At 63.5% G+C, this 17,253-nt stretch carries 20 protein-coding genes; 14 read left to right on the top strand and 6 right to left on the bottom strand.

Annotated features, from left to right (window positions below):
- The 9 genes from lepB (VKT51_00810) to VKT51_00770 all read left to right on the top strand — a co-directional run bounded on the left by lepB (VKT51_00810) (position 1) and on the right by VKT51_00770 (position 6,207).
- Complete coding sequence (gene lepB, locus VKT51_00810; protein ID HLJ82698.1) at positions 1-693, top strand: signal peptidase I; 693 nt, start codon at positions 1-3, stop codon at positions 691-693.
- A 65-nt stretch (positions 694-758) separates the two neighbouring features.
- The gene (gene lepB / locus VKT51_00805; protein ID HLJ82697.1) at positions 759-1,421 is read left to right on the top strand and encodes a signal peptidase I; all 663 of its coding nucleotides are present in this window, start codon (positions 759-761) and stop codon (positions 1,419-1,421) included.
- Positions 1,402-2,208 (top strand): GTPase, encoded by an 807-nt coding sequence (locus tag VKT51_00800; GenBank protein HLJ82696.1) that lies wholly within the window; start codon positions 1,402-1,404, stop codon positions 2,206-2,208. The genes lepB (VKT51_00805) and VKT51_00800 overlap by 20 nt, the downstream gene beginning before the upstream one ends.
- A gap of 27 nt (positions 2,209-2,235) precedes the next feature.
- Positions 2,236-2,886 carry a ribonuclease HII gene (locus VKT51_00795; protein ID HLJ82695.1) on the top strand — a complete coding sequence of 217 codons (651 nt, stop codon included), beginning with the start codon at positions 2,236-2,238 and terminating at the stop codon, positions 2,884-2,886.
- The gene (locus VKT51_00790; GenBank protein ID HLJ82694.1) at positions 2,883-3,254 is read left to right on the top strand and encodes a YraN family protein; all 372 of its coding nucleotides are present in this window, start codon (positions 2,883-2,885) and stop codon (positions 3,252-3,254) included. Before VKT51_00795 ends, VKT51_00790 begins: the two co-directional genes overlap by 4 nt.
- A 15-nt stretch (positions 3,255-3,269) precedes the next feature.
- Positions 3,270-4,598: a protein kinase gene (locus VKT51_00785; protein HLJ82693.1), complete on the top strand. Its 1,329-nt coding sequence runs from the start codon at positions 3,270-3,272 to the stop codon at positions 4,596-4,598.
- A gap of 105 nt (positions 4,599-4,703) precedes the next feature.
- On the top strand, positions 4,704-4,916 hold the full coding sequence (locus tag VKT51_00780) for a hypothetical protein (protein ID HLJ82692.1): 213 nt from the start codon (positions 4,704-4,706) through the stop codon (positions 4,914-4,916).
- The gene (locus VKT51_00775) at positions 4,916-5,548 is read left to right on the top strand and encodes a universal stress protein (GenBank protein ID HLJ82691.1); all 633 of its coding nucleotides are present in this window, start codon (positions 4,916-4,918) and stop codon (positions 5,546-5,548) included. The genes VKT51_00780 and VKT51_00775 overlap by 1 nt, the downstream gene beginning before the upstream one ends.
- Entirely contained in the window at positions 5,545-6,207 is a 663-nt protein-coding gene (locus VKT51_00770; protein ID HLJ82690.1) for a hypothetical protein, read from the top strand. Before VKT51_00775 ends, VKT51_00770 begins: the two co-directional genes overlap by 4 nt.
- 16 nt (positions 6,208-6,223) lie before the next feature.
- Here the strand turns inward: VKT51_00770 and VKT51_00765 are convergent, their stop codons facing one another.
- From VKT51_00765 to VKT51_00750, 4 genes are read right to left on the bottom strand one after another with little or no spacing between them, the layout of a single operon-like run.
- Positions 6,224-6,562, bottom strand: a complete 339-nt coding sequence (locus VKT51_00765) for a hypothetical protein (GenBank protein ID HLJ82689.1) — start codon at positions 6,560-6,562, stop codon at positions 6,224-6,226.
- A gap of 6 nt (positions 6,563-6,568) precedes the next feature.
- Positions 6,569-7,570 carry an ABC transporter permease gene (locus VKT51_00760; protein ID HLJ82688.1) on the bottom strand — a complete coding sequence of 334 codons (1,002 nt, stop codon included), beginning with the start codon at positions 7,568-7,570 and terminating at the stop codon, positions 6,569-6,571.
- Positions 7,571-9,070 (bottom strand): sugar ABC transporter ATP-binding protein, encoded by a 1,500-nt coding sequence (locus VKT51_00755; GenBank protein ID HLJ82687.1) that lies wholly within the window; start codon positions 9,068-9,070, stop codon positions 7,571-7,573.
- 5 nt (positions 9,071-9,075) lie between these two features.
- Positions 9,076-10,038, bottom strand: coding sequence for a substrate-binding domain-containing protein (locus VKT51_00750; protein HLJ82686.1), 963 nt, complete (start codon positions 10,036-10,038; stop codon positions 9,076-9,078).
- Positions 10,039-10,323: 285 nt separating this feature from the next.
- Here VKT51_00750 and VKT51_00745 point away from each other — a divergent pair, with 285 nt between their 5' ends.
- Complete coding sequence (locus tag VKT51_00745) at positions 10,324-11,865, top strand: YifB family Mg chelatase-like AAA ATPase (protein ID HLJ82685.1); 1,542 nt, start codon at positions 10,324-10,326, stop codon at positions 11,863-11,865.
- A gap of 254 nt (positions 11,866-12,119) precedes the next feature.
- On the opposite strand, the gene VKT51_00740 is transcribed toward VKT51_00745, so the two are convergent.
- Entirely contained in the window at positions 12,120-12,779 is a 660-nt protein-coding gene (locus VKT51_00740) for a DsbA family protein (protein HLJ82684.1), read from the bottom strand.
- 103 nt (positions 12,780-12,882) lie between these two features.
- On the opposite strand from VKT51_00740, the gene VKT51_00735 reads away from it, so the two are divergent.
- Together VKT51_00735 and VKT51_00730 are read left to right on the top strand one after the other, a co-directional pair.
- Positions 12,883-14,076, top strand: coding sequence for an arginine deiminase family protein (locus tag VKT51_00735; protein ID HLJ82683.1), 1,194 nt, complete (start codon positions 12,883-12,885; stop codon positions 14,074-14,076).
- Positions 14,073-14,972, top strand: a complete 900-nt coding sequence (locus VKT51_00730; protein ID HLJ82682.1) for a carbon-nitrogen hydrolase — start codon at positions 14,073-14,075, stop codon at positions 14,970-14,972. The genes VKT51_00735 and VKT51_00730 overlap by 4 nt, the downstream gene beginning before the upstream one ends.
- Before the next feature lie 7 nt (positions 14,973-14,979).
- On the opposite strand, the gene VKT51_00725 is transcribed toward VKT51_00730, so the two are convergent.
- Positions 14,980-15,450, bottom strand: a complete 471-nt coding sequence (locus VKT51_00725) for a DUF1003 domain-containing protein (protein HLJ82681.1) — start codon at positions 15,448-15,450, stop codon at positions 14,980-14,982.
- Positions 15,451-15,538: 88 nt separating this feature from the next.
- On the opposite strand from VKT51_00725, the gene VKT51_00720 reads away from it, so the two are divergent.
- Both VKT51_00720 and VKT51_00715 read left to right on the top strand, forming a co-directional pair.
- Positions 15,539-16,756 (top strand): DNA-3-methyladenine glycosylase I, encoded by a 1,218-nt coding sequence (locus tag VKT51_00720; protein ID HLJ82680.1) that lies wholly within the window; start codon positions 15,539-15,541, stop codon positions 16,754-16,756.
- A 48-nt stretch (positions 16,757-16,804) separates the two neighbouring features.
- Positions 16,805-17,239 carry a DoxX family membrane protein gene (locus VKT51_00715; GenBank protein ID HLJ82679.1) on the top strand — a complete coding sequence of 145 codons (435 nt, stop codon included), beginning with the start codon at positions 16,805-16,807 and terminating at the stop codon, positions 17,237-17,239.
- Positions 17,240-17,253: the final 14 nt, after the last annotated feature.

The raw sequence follows: 17,253 nt of genomic DNA, 5'->3' as shown, positions 1-17,253 counted from the left end.
ATGACGCCGTCCATCCTGATCGCCGTTCTGTGCGTCCTTGCGATCGCGCGCGCCGTCCTGTGGATCGCCCCAAACGCGATTCCCGACGATAAAAGCCGGGCGGTCACGCGCGAATATCTCGATGCGTTTCTGATCGCCGGTGTCGTCGCGCTGCTCTTGATGCGCTACGTCATCCGCACGTTCTACATCCCGTCGGGCTCGATGGAGCCGACGCTGAAGATCAACGACGTGCTGCTCGCATCCGAGATCCAGTACGGCATCTCCAACCCGCAGCTCGGACAGATCGCGGTGTTCATACCGCCGCCGGAGCTCGGCACCACCGACTTCATCAAGCGCGTCATGGGCACGCCAGGCGATCGCCTGCGCATCCACAACGGCGTGGTGATCCGCAACGGTCAGCCCGTGAACGAGCCCTATCTGCCCGCGGCGAATCATCCCGACTACGAACTTGAGATCAAAAACTACGACATTTGGGTGGACGGTATTCCGCTCGATCCGACGCGCGCGCAGATCCCGCCGAAGAAGGATTGGCAAGCGCCCGACCGCATCCCGAACGGCTGGTATTTCATGATGGGCGACAACCGCAACAATTCCGATGACTCGCACTTGTGGGGATTCATCGCGCGCGATAAATTCGTCGGACACGCGTTTTTGGTCTTCTGGCCGTTCAGCGACGCGAGATTGCTGCACTAGCCGACCGCGTACGCCATCGCCGCTGACGGAGGTCGGCCGCGTCTATCTCCTGAACACAGGAGTCCGTGTCCGCGTACAGCCCGCGCCTGACCGACACGGACGAATCCGCGATCACGCGTGCTCCGTCGTTCGAAGAAGTTCTCGCCGATGACGGACGCCGTTTGGCGCGTCGCCGCCGCATCATCCACATCGTCAGCCTCGTCGCCGAAGTCGCTGTCCTCTGCGGCCTCATCCTTCTCTTATTCTGGCGCATGCCGCAGGTCGATGGCAAGAGCATGGAACCGCAGTTGATGGATGGCGAACACGTGCTGATCGACACGCTCGCCTACGATCTGCGCATCGGTAATCCGTCGAGCACCGACCACCCGCTCGTGGAGATCGGTCTCCATCCGATCGCGCGCGGCGATCTTGTGGCGTTCGAGATGGGCGCCGGCGATGAGCGCCGCATCTTGCTCAAACGCGTCGCCGGTCTTCCCGGCGATACGATTTCGATCGACAACGGCGCGGTTGCAGTGAACGGCGTACCGTTCTCAGCGTCTTCAAACGAGTCGCTCGACCGGTCGAATCTCGCGCCGCTGACCGTGCCGGCGGGCGACCTCTACGTCCTCGGCGACAATCGCGCACAATCCGTCGACTCGCGGTCGTTCGGTCCGATACCGATCGCGGCCGTCATCGGCCGGGCAAAAGTCGTGCTCTGGCCGCTCACCCGTGCCCGCGCGCTCCGCTAAGCCTGCGAAAGCGGCTGCCTCGTGGTTCCCCGGCCACATGGCGGCCGGTCTACGCGCCGTCATCGAAAACGCGACCGTCATCGATGCCGTTGTGGAAGTCCGCGATGCAAGATTGCCGCGTGCTACCGCCGCGACCGGTCTGCATCCGACGCTTGCGCGCAAGCGCCGGTTGATCGCGCTCAATCGCGAAGATCTCGCCGACCCCGCGATGACCGACCGTTGGCTTGCCGCGCTCGGCCGCGAGGGCCTCGACGCGTTTGCGACGATCGGCACGCATGCCGGTTCGCTCAAACGATTGCGCGATGCGCTTTACTCGAAGCGGCCGCGCGACGGCCGATTGCGGGTCGCCGTGGTGGGCGCGCCAAACACCGGCAAATCGTCGATCATCAATGCGCTGGGCCGCCGCAAGCGCGCGGCAGCGCAGGACCGCGCGGGCATCACGCGGCACGTCCGCTGGCTGCGGCTTGCCGAAGGCGTGGACATACTTGATACGCCCGGCGTGCTGCCGCCGCGTATCGTCGACGAAGCCTCCGCCTGGCAACTAGCGTTGTGCGGCTGCTTGCCCGAGACGGCATACGATCCGGAAGAGGTCGTCGCGCATTTCGAAACCTGGGTCCGCCGTCATCGTCCGAGCGAAGCCGGCCAGATTTCGCTCGCTTCTTTTGCTCGTCAGCATGGGATGATCCGCCGCGGCGGCGAACCTGACGGCCTTAACGCGGCCCGCAAGTTCATCGCCCGCTTTCGTGCAGGCGCGTTCATGCGAGTCACATTCGAGCCATCTGGTTGACCACGCGCCTTTGATTCTTTGGTGAAGATGGACGCAGGCGAACGGCGGCGACTGAGCCGCATGCACCGCTACGAACGCGCCGCTTGGGAAAATGGGGCGACTTCCGTGTGCGGCGTCGATGAAGTCGGCCGCGGTCCTCTCGCGGGACCGGTGACGGCGTGCGCGGTGGTGATCGCACAGCCGTTGATCCTCGAACATCTCAACGATAGCAAAGTGGTCACGGCATTGCGCCGGGTCGAACTCGATGCAGACATCCGGCGTTTCGCCGTAGACGTCTCGCTTGGCTGGGCGGATCCGGAAGAGATCGACGCGCACAACATCTTGAACGCCACGCGCATCGCGATGGGGCGGGCGCTCGCGGGTCTGCGCGCCGCGCCGGCGCAGGTCTTTGTGGACGCGATTCACATACCGGCGTGCCAGGCGCCGCAGACGGCGATCATCGGAGGCGACGCCAAATCGGCAGCGATCGCCGCCGCAAGCATCGTCGCAAAAGTCGCGCGCGACCAATATATGGAAGAACTCGATGCGCTCTATCCGGGATACGGGTTTGCGCACAACCGAGGCTACGGCACCGAAGAGCACGTGGCCGCCTTGCACAAGCTCGGGCCTTGTCCGGCTCATCGTCGCTCGTTCGCGCCCGTCGTGCAGACGTGGCTCTTCGCCGAGTTGCTCGCATGAGACCGGCCACGCTCAAGCCGCCGGTCGGCACGGTCGGCGAAGCGCTGGCGGCTGAATATCTGACCGCTCGCGGCTATCATGTGCTCGAACGGAATTTCCGTTGCCGCGGCGGCGAGATCGATGTGATCGCGCTCGACGGCGGCACACTCGTGTTCGTGGAGGTCAAGTTGCGCCGCACCCTTTCGCGCGGATCGCCGCTCGAAGCCGTGACGGCGGTCAAACAGGCCCGAGTCCGCAAAGCGGCACAGCAGTACTTGAGTCTTTGCGGCCGCGTCTTCGCGCGCATCCGATTCGACGTCATCTGCATCATGAAAAGCGCCCGAACCACCGATATTACCCATATGAAAGCCGCCTTTTCGCAGTCTTAGGGTTCCCCTTTTCTCATGCAGATCGCCGCAGACAGCGTCCTCGCTAACCGCTACCGCATCGTCAATAAGATCGGCAGCGGCGGCATGGCTGAAGTCTACCGCGGCATGGACCATGTGCTCGAGCGCGACGTGGCGGTGAAGGTCCTCACCGAGCGCTCGGATGAGGTCTGCCGCAGATTCTTGCTTGAAGCGCAGAGCATGGCGCGGCTGAATCATCCGAACATCGTGGCCGTGTACGACGTCGGCGTCGACCGCGACATGTCGTACATCATCCTTGAATACGTGCGTGGCACGACGATGCGCGAAGCGGATCGCACGAAGATCTCCTTCGACGAAGCGATCAACATCACGATCCAACTGCTCGAAGCGCTGCAGTATGCGCACGGTCAAGGCATCATCCACCGCGACATCAAGCCGGGCAACATCATGCTGACCGGCGACGGTTCGCTCAAGGTCATGGACTTCGGTCTGGCCCGGCGCATGTCCGACGTGTCGAACTTGACGCAGAGCGGCGAGATCGTCGGCACGATCGCGTACCTGCCGCCGGAACGCTTCTTGGGCAAATCGGGGGATCGCACGAGCGATCTGTATTCCGTCGGCGTGCTGCTCTACGAATTGTTGTGCGGCAAACTCCCCTTCTCGCACGAATCGGACGACCTCGTCGCAGTCATGTTCTCCCACGTCAACGATCGGCCCAAGCCGCCGCGCCAGATCAATCCGCTCGTGCCGAGCGCGCTCGACCGCATCATCATGCGCTTACTCGATAAAGATCCCGCGCGGCGCTATCCCGATGCAGCTTCGTTGATCACCGATCTCAAGGCCGTGCAAGTCGCGCTCGCGTACCGCGCGACCAAAGCTCCGGAGCCGACGACCGCGGAGGCGGCGACGCCGGCTGAAGCGTTGGCGCAGACGCCGATCGCCATTCCCGAACCGACCGTGCCGGGCGCACCGTCGCCGCACGCGCAAGAGCCCGCGAAGAAAGATCACCCATCGGGTGGATATCTCAAGGGCGATCTCGTCACGAGCAAGACGTTCACCGCCGCGCTCGCTCGAGTGATGCAAGGCATGATTGCAGCGCGCCGTCAAGCGTGGGCCGAGGCGGCGGATCATTACGGTTCGGCGGTCGGCATGTTGACGCCGCTCAATCACCCGTCCGAGCTCGCACGCACGTACGCGCGACTCGGCCACCTCTATGTCGCAAAAGCCAAGGCGTCCGGAACCGCGTTGCCGAGCGATCTCGCAGCCGCGCGCGAGTACTTGAATAAGGCGTTGCCGGTGCTGCGCGAAAAGCGCATGTTCACCGATGTGAAGGAAGCCGAAGCGGCCCTCCGCTCGATATCGTGATCCAATGTAGGGCGGACGTTTATCGTCCGCCGGCGGACCGTAAAGGTCCGCCCTACATCGAATCGAGGACCGTCACCGAACGTTCGCGAACATCGTCCATCTACCATGATCCAATCCAAATCTCGTCTCCGCTATAAGATCTTCACGTCCTTTGCAATAGCGGTGCTGGCGCTTATCGCGCTCGTGCGTTTTGCGGCGATGGAGACGGTCACCGCGCCGGCGATTTTCGTCTACGCCATTCTCGTCGTGCTCGGAGCCGCGAGCTTCTGGCGCGGCATGATCTACCTGCGCGCCGTGCGCACGATGGCGGGCCCCTGATGAATCCGCAGCTATTCGATCCGATCGGCGTCACGATCGCCATTATCGTCGCGGCGGCGATCAGCGCGACGCTCTACTGGATGATGCATCCGCCGTCCAGCCGAACAGTGCGGATCGCAGAGCATGCCACGACTGCTGCGGCGCAGATCACCGGCAACATCCTCGTCGCGTTCTCGGCTGCGGTCAGCTCGGAAGTGCTCATGGCGCTTGCCGCGAAAATGGCGTATCGGACGCACGCGAAACTCGTTGCGATCTATGTGATCGAAGTTCCATTGACGCTGCCGGTCAGCGCCGAACTGCCGAAGGATGAACGCCGGGCGCTTGAAGTGCTCAACGCCGCCGCCGAGATCGGCCGCAAATCAGGCCTCGAAATTTCGACCCGTACCGTGCGCGACAGGCAGGCCGGACCTGCGATCATCAAGGCGGCCCGCGACGAAAATGCTCAGCTCATCGTCATGGGAACGTACCGCGAACATCGCTACGCCGGCGCCCCGCTCGCGCACCTCATCGAGTACGTCACGACGCACGCGCACGTGGACGTCTTGATCGGCGTCTCTGCCAACTCCGAAACCGGAAGCATGTTCGCGCTCGGCTCGCTGGATGCAGCGGCGTCGCGCGTCGGCAAGAAATGAAAATCGGCGCGCCTGCCGCCGGCTTCGCGCTCATCGCCGCTCTGCTCATCGTGTACGGCACGCGGACGCCGGCCGTCGCGTCACCCGCAGGCGATGCGGCGCTAGCGAAGTGGACCAAGGCGTGGTCACAAGTCCAGACCTACACGGTCACGATGACCGCGCGCGAAACACAAGGCAGCGACGTTCAGGATCGCGTGTACGATCTCTATTATGCAGCGCCGAACCACGTCCGCATGGACATCGTGGACGGAGCGGGGAAGGGGTCTCAAGCGCTGTGGACCGGCGGCGACACCGTCGACGGCCATCAAGGCGGATTCTTGCGTTTCATCCATTTGCATTTGAAATTGACGAATCCGATCGCGACGAGCATGCGCGGCGTCACCATCGCGCAAGCGACGTTTGGCGCGGTCCTCGATATGATCAAAGCGTTGAAGGCGTCGTCGCTTGATGCCGCGACCGTGGGCGACACGACGACGATCACGGCGACGGTAGCGGATCCTACCACGGACGGCGGCATCACCAAAGACGTCGTGTATCTCGCGAGCAACGGGCTGCCGACGGGGTACGATCAATACGAAGGCGACATCGACGTCAACCACATGGTCTACTCGGACCTAAAAGTGAACGTGCCGCTGCCCGACTCCACCTGGAACATCTGACTCGCGCTTTGAAGGCCTAGGCTTCTCCGGCGCTCTCGCGGTCGGCGATCTCCTCGGCCGCTTCATCGTATGCGGCTTTGAGCGCGCGCAACGCATCGTAGCACTTTGCTTCTTTCGCGTCGGGTGCGGTGTTTGCGCCCAGTTCCCCGTTATCGTATAAGCCGTACTTGGCTTCGAGCTGCGAGCAGTAGGCGTCGATGTCCGCCTTCGCCCCATCGACTTCGCGCATGAGCCGTTGCAGTTCCGACGTCGGCGCGTGCTCGAGCGCCGACAAACGATCGGCATCCTCGTGAGGCTCGAATTTCTTCCAGCGGGCGATGAGCGGGTCGAGCCGCTCCCAGATCTGGTCCGTCATGCTCCTTTACCTGGATGCGAAGTATCGCTTGCGCAGTTCATCGAGCAGTACGGCAATCAGTATCACCGCGCCGAGGACGACTTCCTGCGCATACGACTGGACGTTAAGCAGATTCATCAGATTGTTGAGGACGCCGATGAGCAGCGCACCGACAAAGGTCCCTACGATCGACCCGCGACCGCCCATGAGCGACGTGCCGCCCACCACGACTGCCGCGATCGATTGTAATTCGTAGCCGTCACCGGATTGCGGTATGCCGGTGCTCAAGCGGCCGGCCAGCAAGAGGCTTGCAAGACCTGCGAGCGCTCCCGAGATGATGTAGACGCTCAGTTTGACGCCGGCGACGTTGATGCCGGAAAGCCGCGCGGCTTCTTCGTTGCCGCCGATCGCATAGACGTAGCGACCGAATCGCGTGCGCGTGAGAACGAAGTGTCCGACGACGACGACCGCGAGCATCACGAGCACGGGCGCGGGAATGCCGGGAAGACCGATCAGGCGTCCGAGACCGGGAAAAAGCGTGCCGCCGCCGATCGCGTTGAACGCGGCATTGTCGATCTCGATCGGCCGGCCGCCGGAATATAGGAATGCTAAACCTCGCGCCATGAGCATCATCGCGAGCGTTGTGATGAATGGCGGCAGATTGAAACGCACGACGGGAAGACCGTTGATGGCGCCCGCCGCGCCGCCGGCACCCACGCCGACGCCGATCGCGATCAGCAGGCCGACGGCCTCGATCGGTTGACCCACCATCACGCCTGCCATGAGCACGCCGGTGAGCGCGATGAGCGAGCCGACCGAGAGATCGATGCCCGCGGTGATGATGACAAATGTTTGTCCGACCGCGAGCACCGCGTAGACCGCGATCTGTTTGAGCACGTTGCTGACGTTGAAGGGCCGCAGGAAGTCGCCGTGCGTCCACGCGTTGAGCGCGACGAGAAGCACGACGAGTCCCACGATAAATATGCCGACGCGCATCAGTGTCTGACGAGCGGCGGGCGCCAAGTTCATCTAGGCGGCCACCGCGCCGGTCGCATAGCGGATCACGAGCTCCTGCGTGGCTTCGGCGCGATCGAAGACCTTCACGATGCGGCCGCCTCGCATGACGCCGATGCGCGTGGACATGCCGAGCACTTCGGGAAGCTCCGACGACGCCATCACGATCGCGACGCCGCTTGCCGCAAGCCGCGTCATGAGCTCGTAGATCTCGGCTTTGGCGCCCACGTCGATGCCGCGCGTCGGCTCGTCGAAACAGATGACCTTTGCCGTGGCGAGCAGCCACTTCGCGAGCACGACCTTCTGCTGGTTGCCGCCCGAGAGGTTGCGCGCGAGCTGCTCGAGCGATGGCGTGCGGATGCGCAGTTCATCGCTGAGCTTTTTAACCGCCTCGGTCTCTTCGCGGCGATCCACCACCAAGAGGTGCACGAAGCGGGCGAGATGCGGCAAGGTGACGTTCTCGCGCACGCTCATCCCCAGAATGAGTCCCTGCGCCTTGCGGTCTTCGGTGACAAACGTCAAGCCGGCAGCGATCGCGTCGCTCGGATTGCGGATGTGCAGCGCGACGCCGTCGAGTTCGACGCTTCCGCCGGCGGGCACATCCGCGCCGCACACGGCGCGCAAGAGCGAAGTGCGGCCGGAACCGACGAGTCCGGCCAGACCGAATATCTCGCCCGGCCGCACCTCGAACGTCACGCCGAAATCGCGGCGCGGCACGCGCAGATCGCGCACGGCGAAACGCGGTTCGGCCTTCGTCGGGACCGGCAGGTCGGGAAAGTGCGCGGACAGCGGGCGGCCGACCATGAGGCGTATGACATCGTCCGCTTTGTATGACGACGCATCGCCCGTCTCCACGAGCTTGCCGTCGCGCAAGACCGTGATCCGGTCGGCAATCGTGAATATCTCCTCGATTCGATGCGAGATGTAGACGATACCGACGCCGTCGCGTTTGAGCGTCCGGATCACGGTGAAGAGCTTCTCCACTTCATCAGGCGTCAGAGCGGCGGACGGCTCGTCCATCACGATAAGGCGCGCGTTGACGGAGAGCGCTTTTGCTATCTCGGTCATCTGCTGCTGCGCGACCGCGAGCGTGCGGATCTCCGCGCGCAACGGCAAGTCGAGATCGAGCCGTTTCAAGACGGCTTTCACTTGATCGTCCAGAGCTCGCGCGTCGATGACGCCCGCGCGGCTCGGCTCGCGTCCGAGAAAGATGTTCGCCGCCACATCCAAGCCGGGAACGAGATTGAACTCTTGATAGATGATCGCGATGCCCAGTCGTTCGGCGTCGCGCGGCGTCCGTATGTTGACCGCTTCGCCGCGAATCGCTATCTCGCCGGAATCGGGCGGCGTCGCTCCTGCGAGTATCTTCATCAGCGTGGATTTGCCGGCGCCGTTCTCACCGACGAGCGCGTGGACTTCCCCGGCACGCACATCGAAGCTCACGCCGTCGAGCGCATGCACGCCGGGATACGTCTTCGAAATCCCGCGCATCGCGAGGTACGGCGCAGCCTCCACGATCGCTACTTGGACTTGCCGGTGTAGGCCCCCACAGGAACGGGGATGACTTTCTTCGGTGTCTTGCCGTCGAAGTAATCACGGATCGCATCGATCGTGAGCTTGCCGATGACGTCCGGGTGCTGCTGCGGATCGCCGACCATGTCGCCTGCTCTTATCGCCTTTTGGGCGATCGGGCTCGCATCGTAGCCGACGATCTTGATCTTGCCGACCTTGCCGGCCGCTTTCACCGCCGACAGTGCGCCGAGCGCGGAGTTATCGTTGATGCCGAACACGCCGTCGAGCGTTGGATACGTCTGCAGCAGATTGTCCATCACGGTCGCGGCGCGCGTCTGATCGCCGCCCGCGGATTGATCGGCGACGATTTTGATGTTCGGGTATTTCAGGCCGAGTTCGTCTCTGAATCCTTTAACGCGATCTTGCACGGACGTGACTTCCGGCTGATCGATGACGGCGACCGTTCCTTGACCGCCGAGCGCCTTGCCGAGAAGGTCGGCGGCGACTTTACCGCCCTCCACGTTGTCGGACGCGACGTGCGCGATGACGACGCCTTTGTCGGACGAATTCGCGATGTCGGCGGTGAAGACGGGAATGTTCGCCTGGTTGGCCTCGGCGATGCTCGAGCCAACGGCTTTCGAATCGGCCGGCGTCAGGACGATCGCGCTCACGCCCTTGCTGATGAAGTCCTCGACTTGCGCAGTCTGCTTGGCTTGGTCGCGGTTCGCGTCCACGAAGCTGATGGCGTAGCCGAGCTTGCTGGCTTCGGATTTCATCCCGATTTCCATATCTTCGTAGAACTGTGCTTGCAGATCTTGAATGGAAACGCCGATCGTCTTCTGAGGTGCGCTCGAGGCGTTGGAAGCGCCCTGACCGCTCCCGCTTTGTCCGCTATTTCCCCCGCTCGTGCAGCCGGCCGACGCCAGCGCGACGATAGCGAGCAATGATCCGAGCCGGCCGAACCAAGTCACTTTGTTCTCCTTTTACCTGAATGTGCGTACTGCCCATCGGAACGAAGTGCCGCCGCCCTATGCGCGGCGACCTGAATTGTGCTCCCTATCCACATTGCGATTCTCGCGGCATGTGGATATGTGTATAAGAACAGCTTCCTCGTTAACGTTGGTTAAAGCCGTACCGCGTGGTCGTCTAGACCGAGCGGAACGCCTTCAATGGCCGACCACTACGCCTTTTTGAGCGCTTCGGCCTTTCCCGTGCATCCCTTGACCGCGACGGCTGTGGCGGTATGAAATCCGAGTATGCTTGCCATCGGACATGCGGCCGCGCTGCGCGGCATCGATGCGATCATCGTTCGCGTGGAAGTCGTCGGCGTGCCCGTTGCCGAGCCCAGCATCCACATCGTCGGCCTTGCGGATCGATCGATTCAAGAATCAAAAGAGCGGGTGAACGCTGCGATCCGATCTTCGGGCTTTCTGTTTCCCACGTACAAAATCGTGGCCAATCTCGCGCCCGCCGATCTGCGCAAGGCCGGGGCGATGTTCGATCTCGCGCTTGCGCTGACGATTCTCGCAATGGATCAGCAGATCGATGCGCGCCGCCTTATCGACATCGTCTGCTTGGGCGAACTCGCGCTCGACGGTTCAGTGAAGTCCGTTCCCGGTGTGCTGCCGTCGGCGATCGGCGTCAAGCACGCAGGCTACCGGCGTCTCATGGTGCCGGCAGAAAATCTGACGGAGGCATCTCTCGTAGATGGTTTGATCCTGCATCCGGTGCGCACGCTGCAGCAGGCGGTTGACGTCGTGCTCGGCCGCGGCGGCCCAACGGTGAGTTCGGGCGGTACGCAATCGTTCGCGGCGGCGCTCGACGAAACGTTGCCCTACACCGAAGATTTCGAAGACGTGCGCGGGCAGGCGCGCGCAAAGCGCGCCATGGAGATCGCTGCCGCCGGCGGCCACAATCTCCTGATGGTGGGTGCACCGGGCAGCGGCAAGACGATGCTTGCGCGGCGCATGCCGTCCATTCTCCCATCGATGACGCGCGAAGAAGCGCTCGAAGTCACGAAGCTCTTCAGCGTGAGCGGATTGTTGCGGCACGCATCGCGGCTCGTCACAACGCGCCCGTTTCGTTCGCCGCACCACACGGTCTCCGCGAATGCGTTGATCGGCGGCGGCTCGGTGCCTCGCCCGGGGGAGGTCTCACTCGCGAACTGCGGCGTGTTATTCCTCGACGAACTTCCCGAGTTTCCGCGCGGCGTTTTGGAAGTGTTGCGTCAGCCGCTTGAAGACGGAACCGTCACGGTTTCGCGCACGGCCGGCACGGTCACGTACCCGGCCAAGTTCATGCTCGTCGCCAGTTTGAATCCGTGTCCGTGTGGTTACAACGGCGATCGGTTGCGCGGTTGCACGTGCTCCCCGCACGCCATCCGCAAATATCTCTCCAAAGTTTCCGGACCGCTTCTCGACCGCATCGATCTGCACGTCGATGTGCCGCGCTTGCCGTACGAAGACATGGCGAACCGCGCGCCGGCCGAGCGATCGGCAGTGGTACGAGCGAGAGTCGAAGCGGCGCGCGCCATTCAGCGGCTGAGATTGGGCGGGGAAGGCTGCAACGCCGCGATGCCGGTCAAGTCGCTGAAAGAAGCCTGTCAGCTCGACGATGCGGGCCGACAGCTCTTGGGCAGCGCAGTCGCCCGGCTGCATCTTTCCGCGCGGGCGCACGATCGGATTCTCCGCGTGTCGCGTACGATCGCGGATCTTGCCGCGAGCGAGCGCGTCCTCCCCGAGCATCTGGCCGAAGCGGTCGGTTACCGCTCGCTCGACCGTTCGCTCTGGGCCGCTTGATATGGGCGACCTTCACGGTCCGCCGGCGCGCCGTACGTTGGGCGGACCTTCACGGTCCGCCGCCCCGCCTGATGTAGGGCGGACCTTTACGGTCCGCCGGCACGCGATATGTAGGGCGGACCTTTACGGTCCGCCGGCGCCGTATGTAGGGCGGACCTTTACGGTCCGCCGGCACGCGATATGTAGGGCGGACCTTTACGGTCCGCCGGCGCGCCGTAAGGGCGCGCCCCACACAATGGCTAGTCCGCCGATAATCACGATACGCCGGGCGGGGGCGGGTGCGCCTTCCCGAATGCTTGGTAACCGCGCACGTCGGCGCGCAGCTGCTCGATACAGGCACCGAGATGTTCCGCGCGATACGCGCCCGACAACATGTTCACGTCGCCGATCTCATTGCTGATCAGAAACGTCGGGACCATCGTGCACGGCAACTCGCGAAACTCCGCTATCGTCGCGTGTATGCGAGCCACGACCGCCGGATCATCCATCGCCGCGCGAAGGCGCTCTGGGCTTAACCCGGCGGCGCCAGTCGCAACGTCTTCGGCGACGGGGCGTTGCTGGATCGGGCGCCCGTCGATCAGGGCTGCCTTCGCGAGCGCTCGTCTCACGGTGTCATCGGTGTGACCGAGCGATCGGGCGGCCTCGGCAGCAAGATTCGGCCACCATGTGCCTTCGGGGGATATGAGCCACGCCGCGTTGAGCTTGGTACCGCTCATCGATCCCGAACGCTCGTACCACCACCTCATCGCCTCTTGCGTGTATCCCGGCGGTTGTCCGCCCTTGATCGCCGCGATGCGCCACTCAAACGCGAGATCGTCGCCGAAACGCTTTCGAACTTCGTCGATCGCGGGCTCGGAATACGTGCACCACGACGACATCACGTCCATGTAATAGATCATTGTTACTGCAGCCATGCCGATTGCATTTGGCTACGACCCGCTTTCGACCTAGCGTCCGCCGATGGCAACAATTGGCAAGAAAAGGTTGGGCTAGCCATCGCGCCTGAATCTGGCGACTGTGGAACCGCTGAAGGCGCGCCAAGCTGCGGAGTGGCACAAGGCCCGCACGATCTTGCTCTGCGAGCCGCGCTTAGAGACCGCGCTAGGCCTCTTGGTTGCGAGCGCACAGAATTTCCCGCGGCCGTTCGGTCTCGAAGCTGCGCAAGCCGAGCATCGGCGTTTTCGTGCGGCATTGGAATCGCGCGGCGCAATGGTCATCGATCTCCGCGATGCCCTTACGACGGGCTGCCGAGAGCCCGGCACAATGCGAGAAATGCTGCAAAGCGCCGCGCTCAAGAACATCGAATTCGACTTCGATGACGGCCTCGACGAGTCGCAGCGCACGCGCATTCGGCACGACGCGGCGATCGCGCTCGAAGGCATGGCGCCCGAGCATCTCGCAGAGCTGCTGCTGCTGCGACCGACCGTGCGCGTCGCGCGCAATCCCGATGCGCTCGATGCGACGACGGCCTTCGTCGCACGTTACGACCTGCGCGCGGCGACCAACTCCTACTACCTGCGCGATCCGCTCATCACGAGCGGCGCGGGTTGCACGATCGGGCGCCTGCGTCTTGCGGTTCGTCAGCCGGAAAACGCGATCGCCGAACTAGCGCTGCGGGCTCTTGGAATCGAGCCGCTCTGTCGCGTCCAGGCGCCGGGCACGCTTGAAGGCGGTGATTTCATCCCGTGCGGCGATTTCGTGCTGCAGGGTCAAGGTCTGTTGACCAACGCCGACGGCGTGGCGCAGTGCTTGGCGGCGCGGGCGTACGGCCGCGTCGAAGTGGGCGTTGTGCGCGACGAGCGGGCACAGATGGACGAGATGCACCTCGACTGCTATCTCGCGGTGTTCGATCACGACCTCTGCGCGTTGTGCGACGATCGAGTGGGAGATACCGAACCTTTGGTCGACGTTTACGAACCGCACGGCGGGGCAGACTTCACCTATCGGCTCGTCCGCACGGTGCGACTGCGCGCGTATCTGGAATCCAAAGGAATGCGCATCCTCGGTTTTTCGACGAAGCAACGAGACGGTTTCGCCGCGAACGGGCTCTTGATCGGACCGCGCCGTTACGTGTGCCCCGCGCAAAGCGGTCACGCGTGGATCGAGTTATTGCGCGAAGCGGGCGTCGAGTTGGAGATCCTCGACTTCGCGCAACTCACCGGCGGCTACGGCGGCCCCCACTGCTCGAGTCAGGTCTTGGTGAGAGGATGAACGCAAAGGTTTGGGTGCCGCAATTCGACCTCGCCCTCGTGCAGATGACGTGCTCGGACGATATGCAAGCCAACCTTGCAAAAGCCGAGCGGCGCGTTCGAGAGGCGGCAGCCCGAGGCGCCCGCGTTATCTGCTTACAAGAGCTCTTCGCGACACGGTACTTCTGCCAGCGCGAAGATCGCCGGTTTTTCGATCTTGCCGAACCGGTTCCGGGGCCGATCACGGAGCGCTTTTCGAGGCTTGCGGCCGAGCTCGACGTCGTGGTGGTCGTATCGGTCTTCGAGCGGCGCGCCGCCGGCGTGTATCACAACACCGCTGTCGTCGTGGATGCGGATGGCGCGATCGCCGGTATCTACCGAAAGATGCACATCCCCGACGATCCGCTCTACCATGAGAAGTTCTACTTCTCGCCCGGCGATCTCAGTTTTCGCGCGTTCGACACGAAGTACGCGCGCATCGGCGTGCTCGTTTGCTGGGATCAATGGTTCCCGGAAGCCGCCCGGCTCATGGCGCTAGCCGGCGCGTCGCTCATCGTCTATCCGACCGCGATCGGCTGGCACCCCTCGGAAAAGCACACGGAAGGCGCGGCGCAGCTCGATGCCTGGGAGACCGTTCAGCGTGGCCACGCCATCGCAAACGGCGTCTACGTCGCCGCGGTCAATCGTGTCGGTCGCGAAGTCATCGAACGCGATGGGCTGGAATTTTGGGGGCGGTCCTTTGTGGCAGATCCGCTTGGTCGGATCGTCGCTCGCGGCGGCGGCCATGAAGAGATCGTAACCGCGACGTGCGCCGCGAGCGTCATCGAAGAGACGCGCCGCTATTGGCCCTTCTTGCGCGACCGGCGGATCGATGCATACGGCGATCTGAGCAAGCGGCTGCGCGACGACCTGCGCTGACTCGCGCTTACGCGGCGGGCTCCAAGAGCGACTGGATCGCCGCTTTGATGTCCGTGATATCGCACTGCGATTGCTGCGCGAGGCGCACGAGCAGTTCTTCCTGCACTTCTTGATGGTGCAGCAGCCGCGCGATCGATTCGTGATCGGCTTCCGCGCGCAGCTCGGCGTGCTCACCGGATTGCCGCTGCGCCACTGCGATGACGAAGATCAATATCAACTGCAAGATATTTGAGCACGTCAGCAGGAAGACGAATGGGAAGGGGTCCCACTTCGTCAACACGCCCACGACGACCCAGACGATCTGCGAGACGATAGCGAGGGCGAGTGCGGCCGGCGCTCCGGTCGCGTCGGCGATCTTCTTGCAGTATTTTTCGACGACGCTCAAATTCTCTTGATGTTCGGCGTTGACGTCGCGGACGAGCGGATGGTCCTCGACGTTTTCGTTCGGGTGCGATAGCAAAGACGCGCGCTCTGTCATATGGGCCTCCATTGACGTCGCCGATGTTGCCGCTGGCGTTACGCCCCTAGCCTAAGCAGCCCTGCCGCGTGACAGCTGTCATGCTAAGGTGGCTCCTCACTGGTTTCTTGCGATCGATACGGAGCGCTTACGACCGCTGCTTCGCGGCAATCTCAAATGCGTCGCTTCGCGCGAGTTCGCGCTCACGTGCGCATCGGGCAGCATACCCGTCATCGCGGCAAGCGCCGTCTCCCACGGGATACGCGCGATTCTGGTCGCTCAGACGCGCGCACACGTGCGAGCGATCGTGCGAACGTTTTGCGCGCGCGCGACAGCGCGATCGTTAGGGAATATCCGATGGCGCGCGGCCGCTTTGATCGAATCGGTCGCACCCGGCGACGTCGCGACTCGAGCCGCCTTTGTTCACGCATGTGCTGAAGCAGACCGAGGAACACAGATGACGATTCGACCTATAAAACCCGGAAGCGCGGCGGCGGTTCGCCGCACAGCATCCACTCTTCGATCAATCGAGGACGCGGTCAACGCGCGGTTGGGCGCCGATGAAGCGGCGCGGCGCATGAGGCGCTACATGGCCGATCACGATGCTCCGGCCGATGACGCCGTCGCGTTTGGCCGTCTCTGCGCGGTGGTCTTTGCCCAAGGCCTCGGCTTCCAGGCGGTCGAGGCCAAGTCCGATGCGCTTCGCGAGGCGTTCGCCGGATACGACGCGGGCGCGGTTTCACATTTCGACGACGCGGACATCGCGCGCGTGATGGCCGCTCCGATCATCCGCAACGAGGGCAAAGTCCGCGCATGCGTCAAGAACGCGTCGCGTTGGTTCGCGATCGCCGCCGAACACGGCACGTTTCTCGGAGGCGTCGCTCTCGTCGCCGCAGACGACGACGCGGCGGCCGGGTGGCCCGCCCTCGTTGAACGGCTGCGATCGTCGTTCGCCCGCATCGGCGAAACCGCCGCGCGTCAGGCGCTCAAACGCTGGGGCTTCTTCACCGCGTTTGCGCATCCGGGAAGCCGTCGCGTACTTGAGCGCCTCGGCCTGATCGCTGAAAATTCCGCCGCCGCCGCGGTGCAGTGTTTCGTCGGATCGGTCGCGCGCGCTATCGGACGCGATCCGTACGAAGTCGAAGCGTGCCTCGCGCTGTTCGCGTCGCATGGGCCGTGCCGTCCGCTTCCCAAATGCGGGACCTGCGAACTCGTCGACCGGTGCGCCCACGGCCAAAGCAGCAGCCCCGAAAAACGTGAGGTCGCGGAGGAAGTCGTGCGCAGCTCACCTCTGAGTGAAATGCCAGAAGCCTGCCATCGGCAGTGATCGTTCTGCCTTCCATCCAATCGACTCCCCGTGAGATGCGCTCTCGTCATGCTCCGCGTCTTCCTCGGCGTGATCTTCGCGATCGCCGTGCGGCCGAAACTGATGGCCGGCCCGGCCTTCGCCGGGATGCTTCGCGGCTTCTTGTCAAACGTCGGATTGCAGAATGCGCACCCGTTCTATCAGGCGATCATCGCCAACACACTGCTGCCGCACGTCGACGTCATCGCGGTTCTCGTCGTGATCGCAGAAACGTGTGTCGCGGTCGCGCTCATCACGGGCACGGCGACGAGACTGGCCGGCGTCGTGGCGATGTTTCTCGTCACGAACTACATGTTCGCCAAAGGCCTGTGGTGGTGGAACCCATCGAGCAATGACGGAGCGGATTTCATGATCGCGTTGGCGCTGGTGATCGGCGCCGCCGGACGGACCTGGGGCGTTGACGCCCATCTCGCACGCAAGTGGCCGCGGGTTCCCCTCTGGTAGCCGCGGCCAAACGC

This window comes from Candidatus Eremiobacteraceae bacterium (assembly GCA_035295225.1).
In the GTDB taxonomy this organism is placed as follows: Bacteria; Vulcanimicrobiota; Vulcanimicrobiia; order Eremiobacterales; family Eremiobacteraceae; genus JABCYQ01.
This window is presented reverse-complemented; position numbering and strand designations above follow the sequence as displayed.

What these genes read in the sequence shown, in the direction of transcription:
- VKT51_00740 (HLJ82684.1), bottom strand. Translation starts at nt 12,779, where the DNA reads ATGGCTGCAGTAACAATGATCTATTACATGGACGTGATGTCGTCGTGG.
- VKT51_00765 (HLJ82689.1), bottom strand. Translation starts at nt 6,562, where the DNA reads ATGACGGACCAGATCTGGGAGCGGCTCGACCCGCTCATCGCCCGCTGG.
- VKT51_00760 (HLJ82688.1), bottom strand. Translation starts at nt 7,570, where the DNA reads ATGAACTTGGCGCCCGCCGCTCGTCAGACACTGATGCGCGTCGGCATA.
- VKT51_00770 (HLJ82690.1), top strand. Translation starts at nt 5,545, where the DNA reads ATGAAAATCGGCGCGCCTGCCGCCGGCTTCGCGCTCATCGCCGCTCTG.
- VKT51_00780 (HLJ82692.1), top strand. Translation starts at nt 4,704, where the DNA reads ATGATCCAATCCAAATCTCGTCTCCGCTATAAGATCTTCACGTCCTTT.
- VKT51_00745 (HLJ82685.1), top strand. Translation starts at nt 10,324, where the DNA reads ATGCTTGCCATCGGACATGCGGCCGCGCTGCGCGGCATCGATGCGATC.
- VKT51_00790 (HLJ82694.1), top strand. Translation starts at nt 2,883, where the DNA reads ATGAGACCGGCCACGCTCAAGCCGCCGGTCGGCACGGTCGGCGAAGCG.
- VKT51_00725 (HLJ82681.1), bottom strand. Translation starts at nt 15,450, where the DNA reads ATGACAGAGCGCGCGTCTTTGCTATCGCACCCGAACGAAAACGTCGAG.
- VKT51_00730 (HLJ82682.1), top strand. Translation starts at nt 14,073, where the DNA reads ATGAACGCAAAGGTTTGGGTGCCGCAATTCGACCTCGCCCTCGTGCAG.
- VKT51_00775 (HLJ82691.1), top strand. Translation starts at nt 4,916, where the DNA reads ATGAATCCGCAGCTATTCGATCCGATCGGCGTCACGATCGCCATTATC.
- VKT51_00785 (HLJ82693.1), top strand. Translation starts at nt 3,270, where the DNA reads ATGCAGATCGCCGCAGACAGCGTCCTCGCTAACCGCTACCGCATCGTC.
- VKT51_00715 (HLJ82679.1), top strand. Translation starts at nt 16,805, where the DNA reads ATGCTCCGCGTCTTCCTCGGCGTGATCTTCGCGATCGCCGTGCGGCCG.
- VKT51_00795 (HLJ82695.1), top strand. Translation starts at nt 2,236, where the DNA reads ATGGACGCAGGCGAACGGCGGCGACTGAGCCGCATGCACCGCTACGAA.
- lepB (HLJ82698.1), top strand. Translation starts at nt 1, where the DNA reads ATGACGCCGTCCATCCTGATCGCCGTTCTGTGCGTCCTTGCGATCGCG.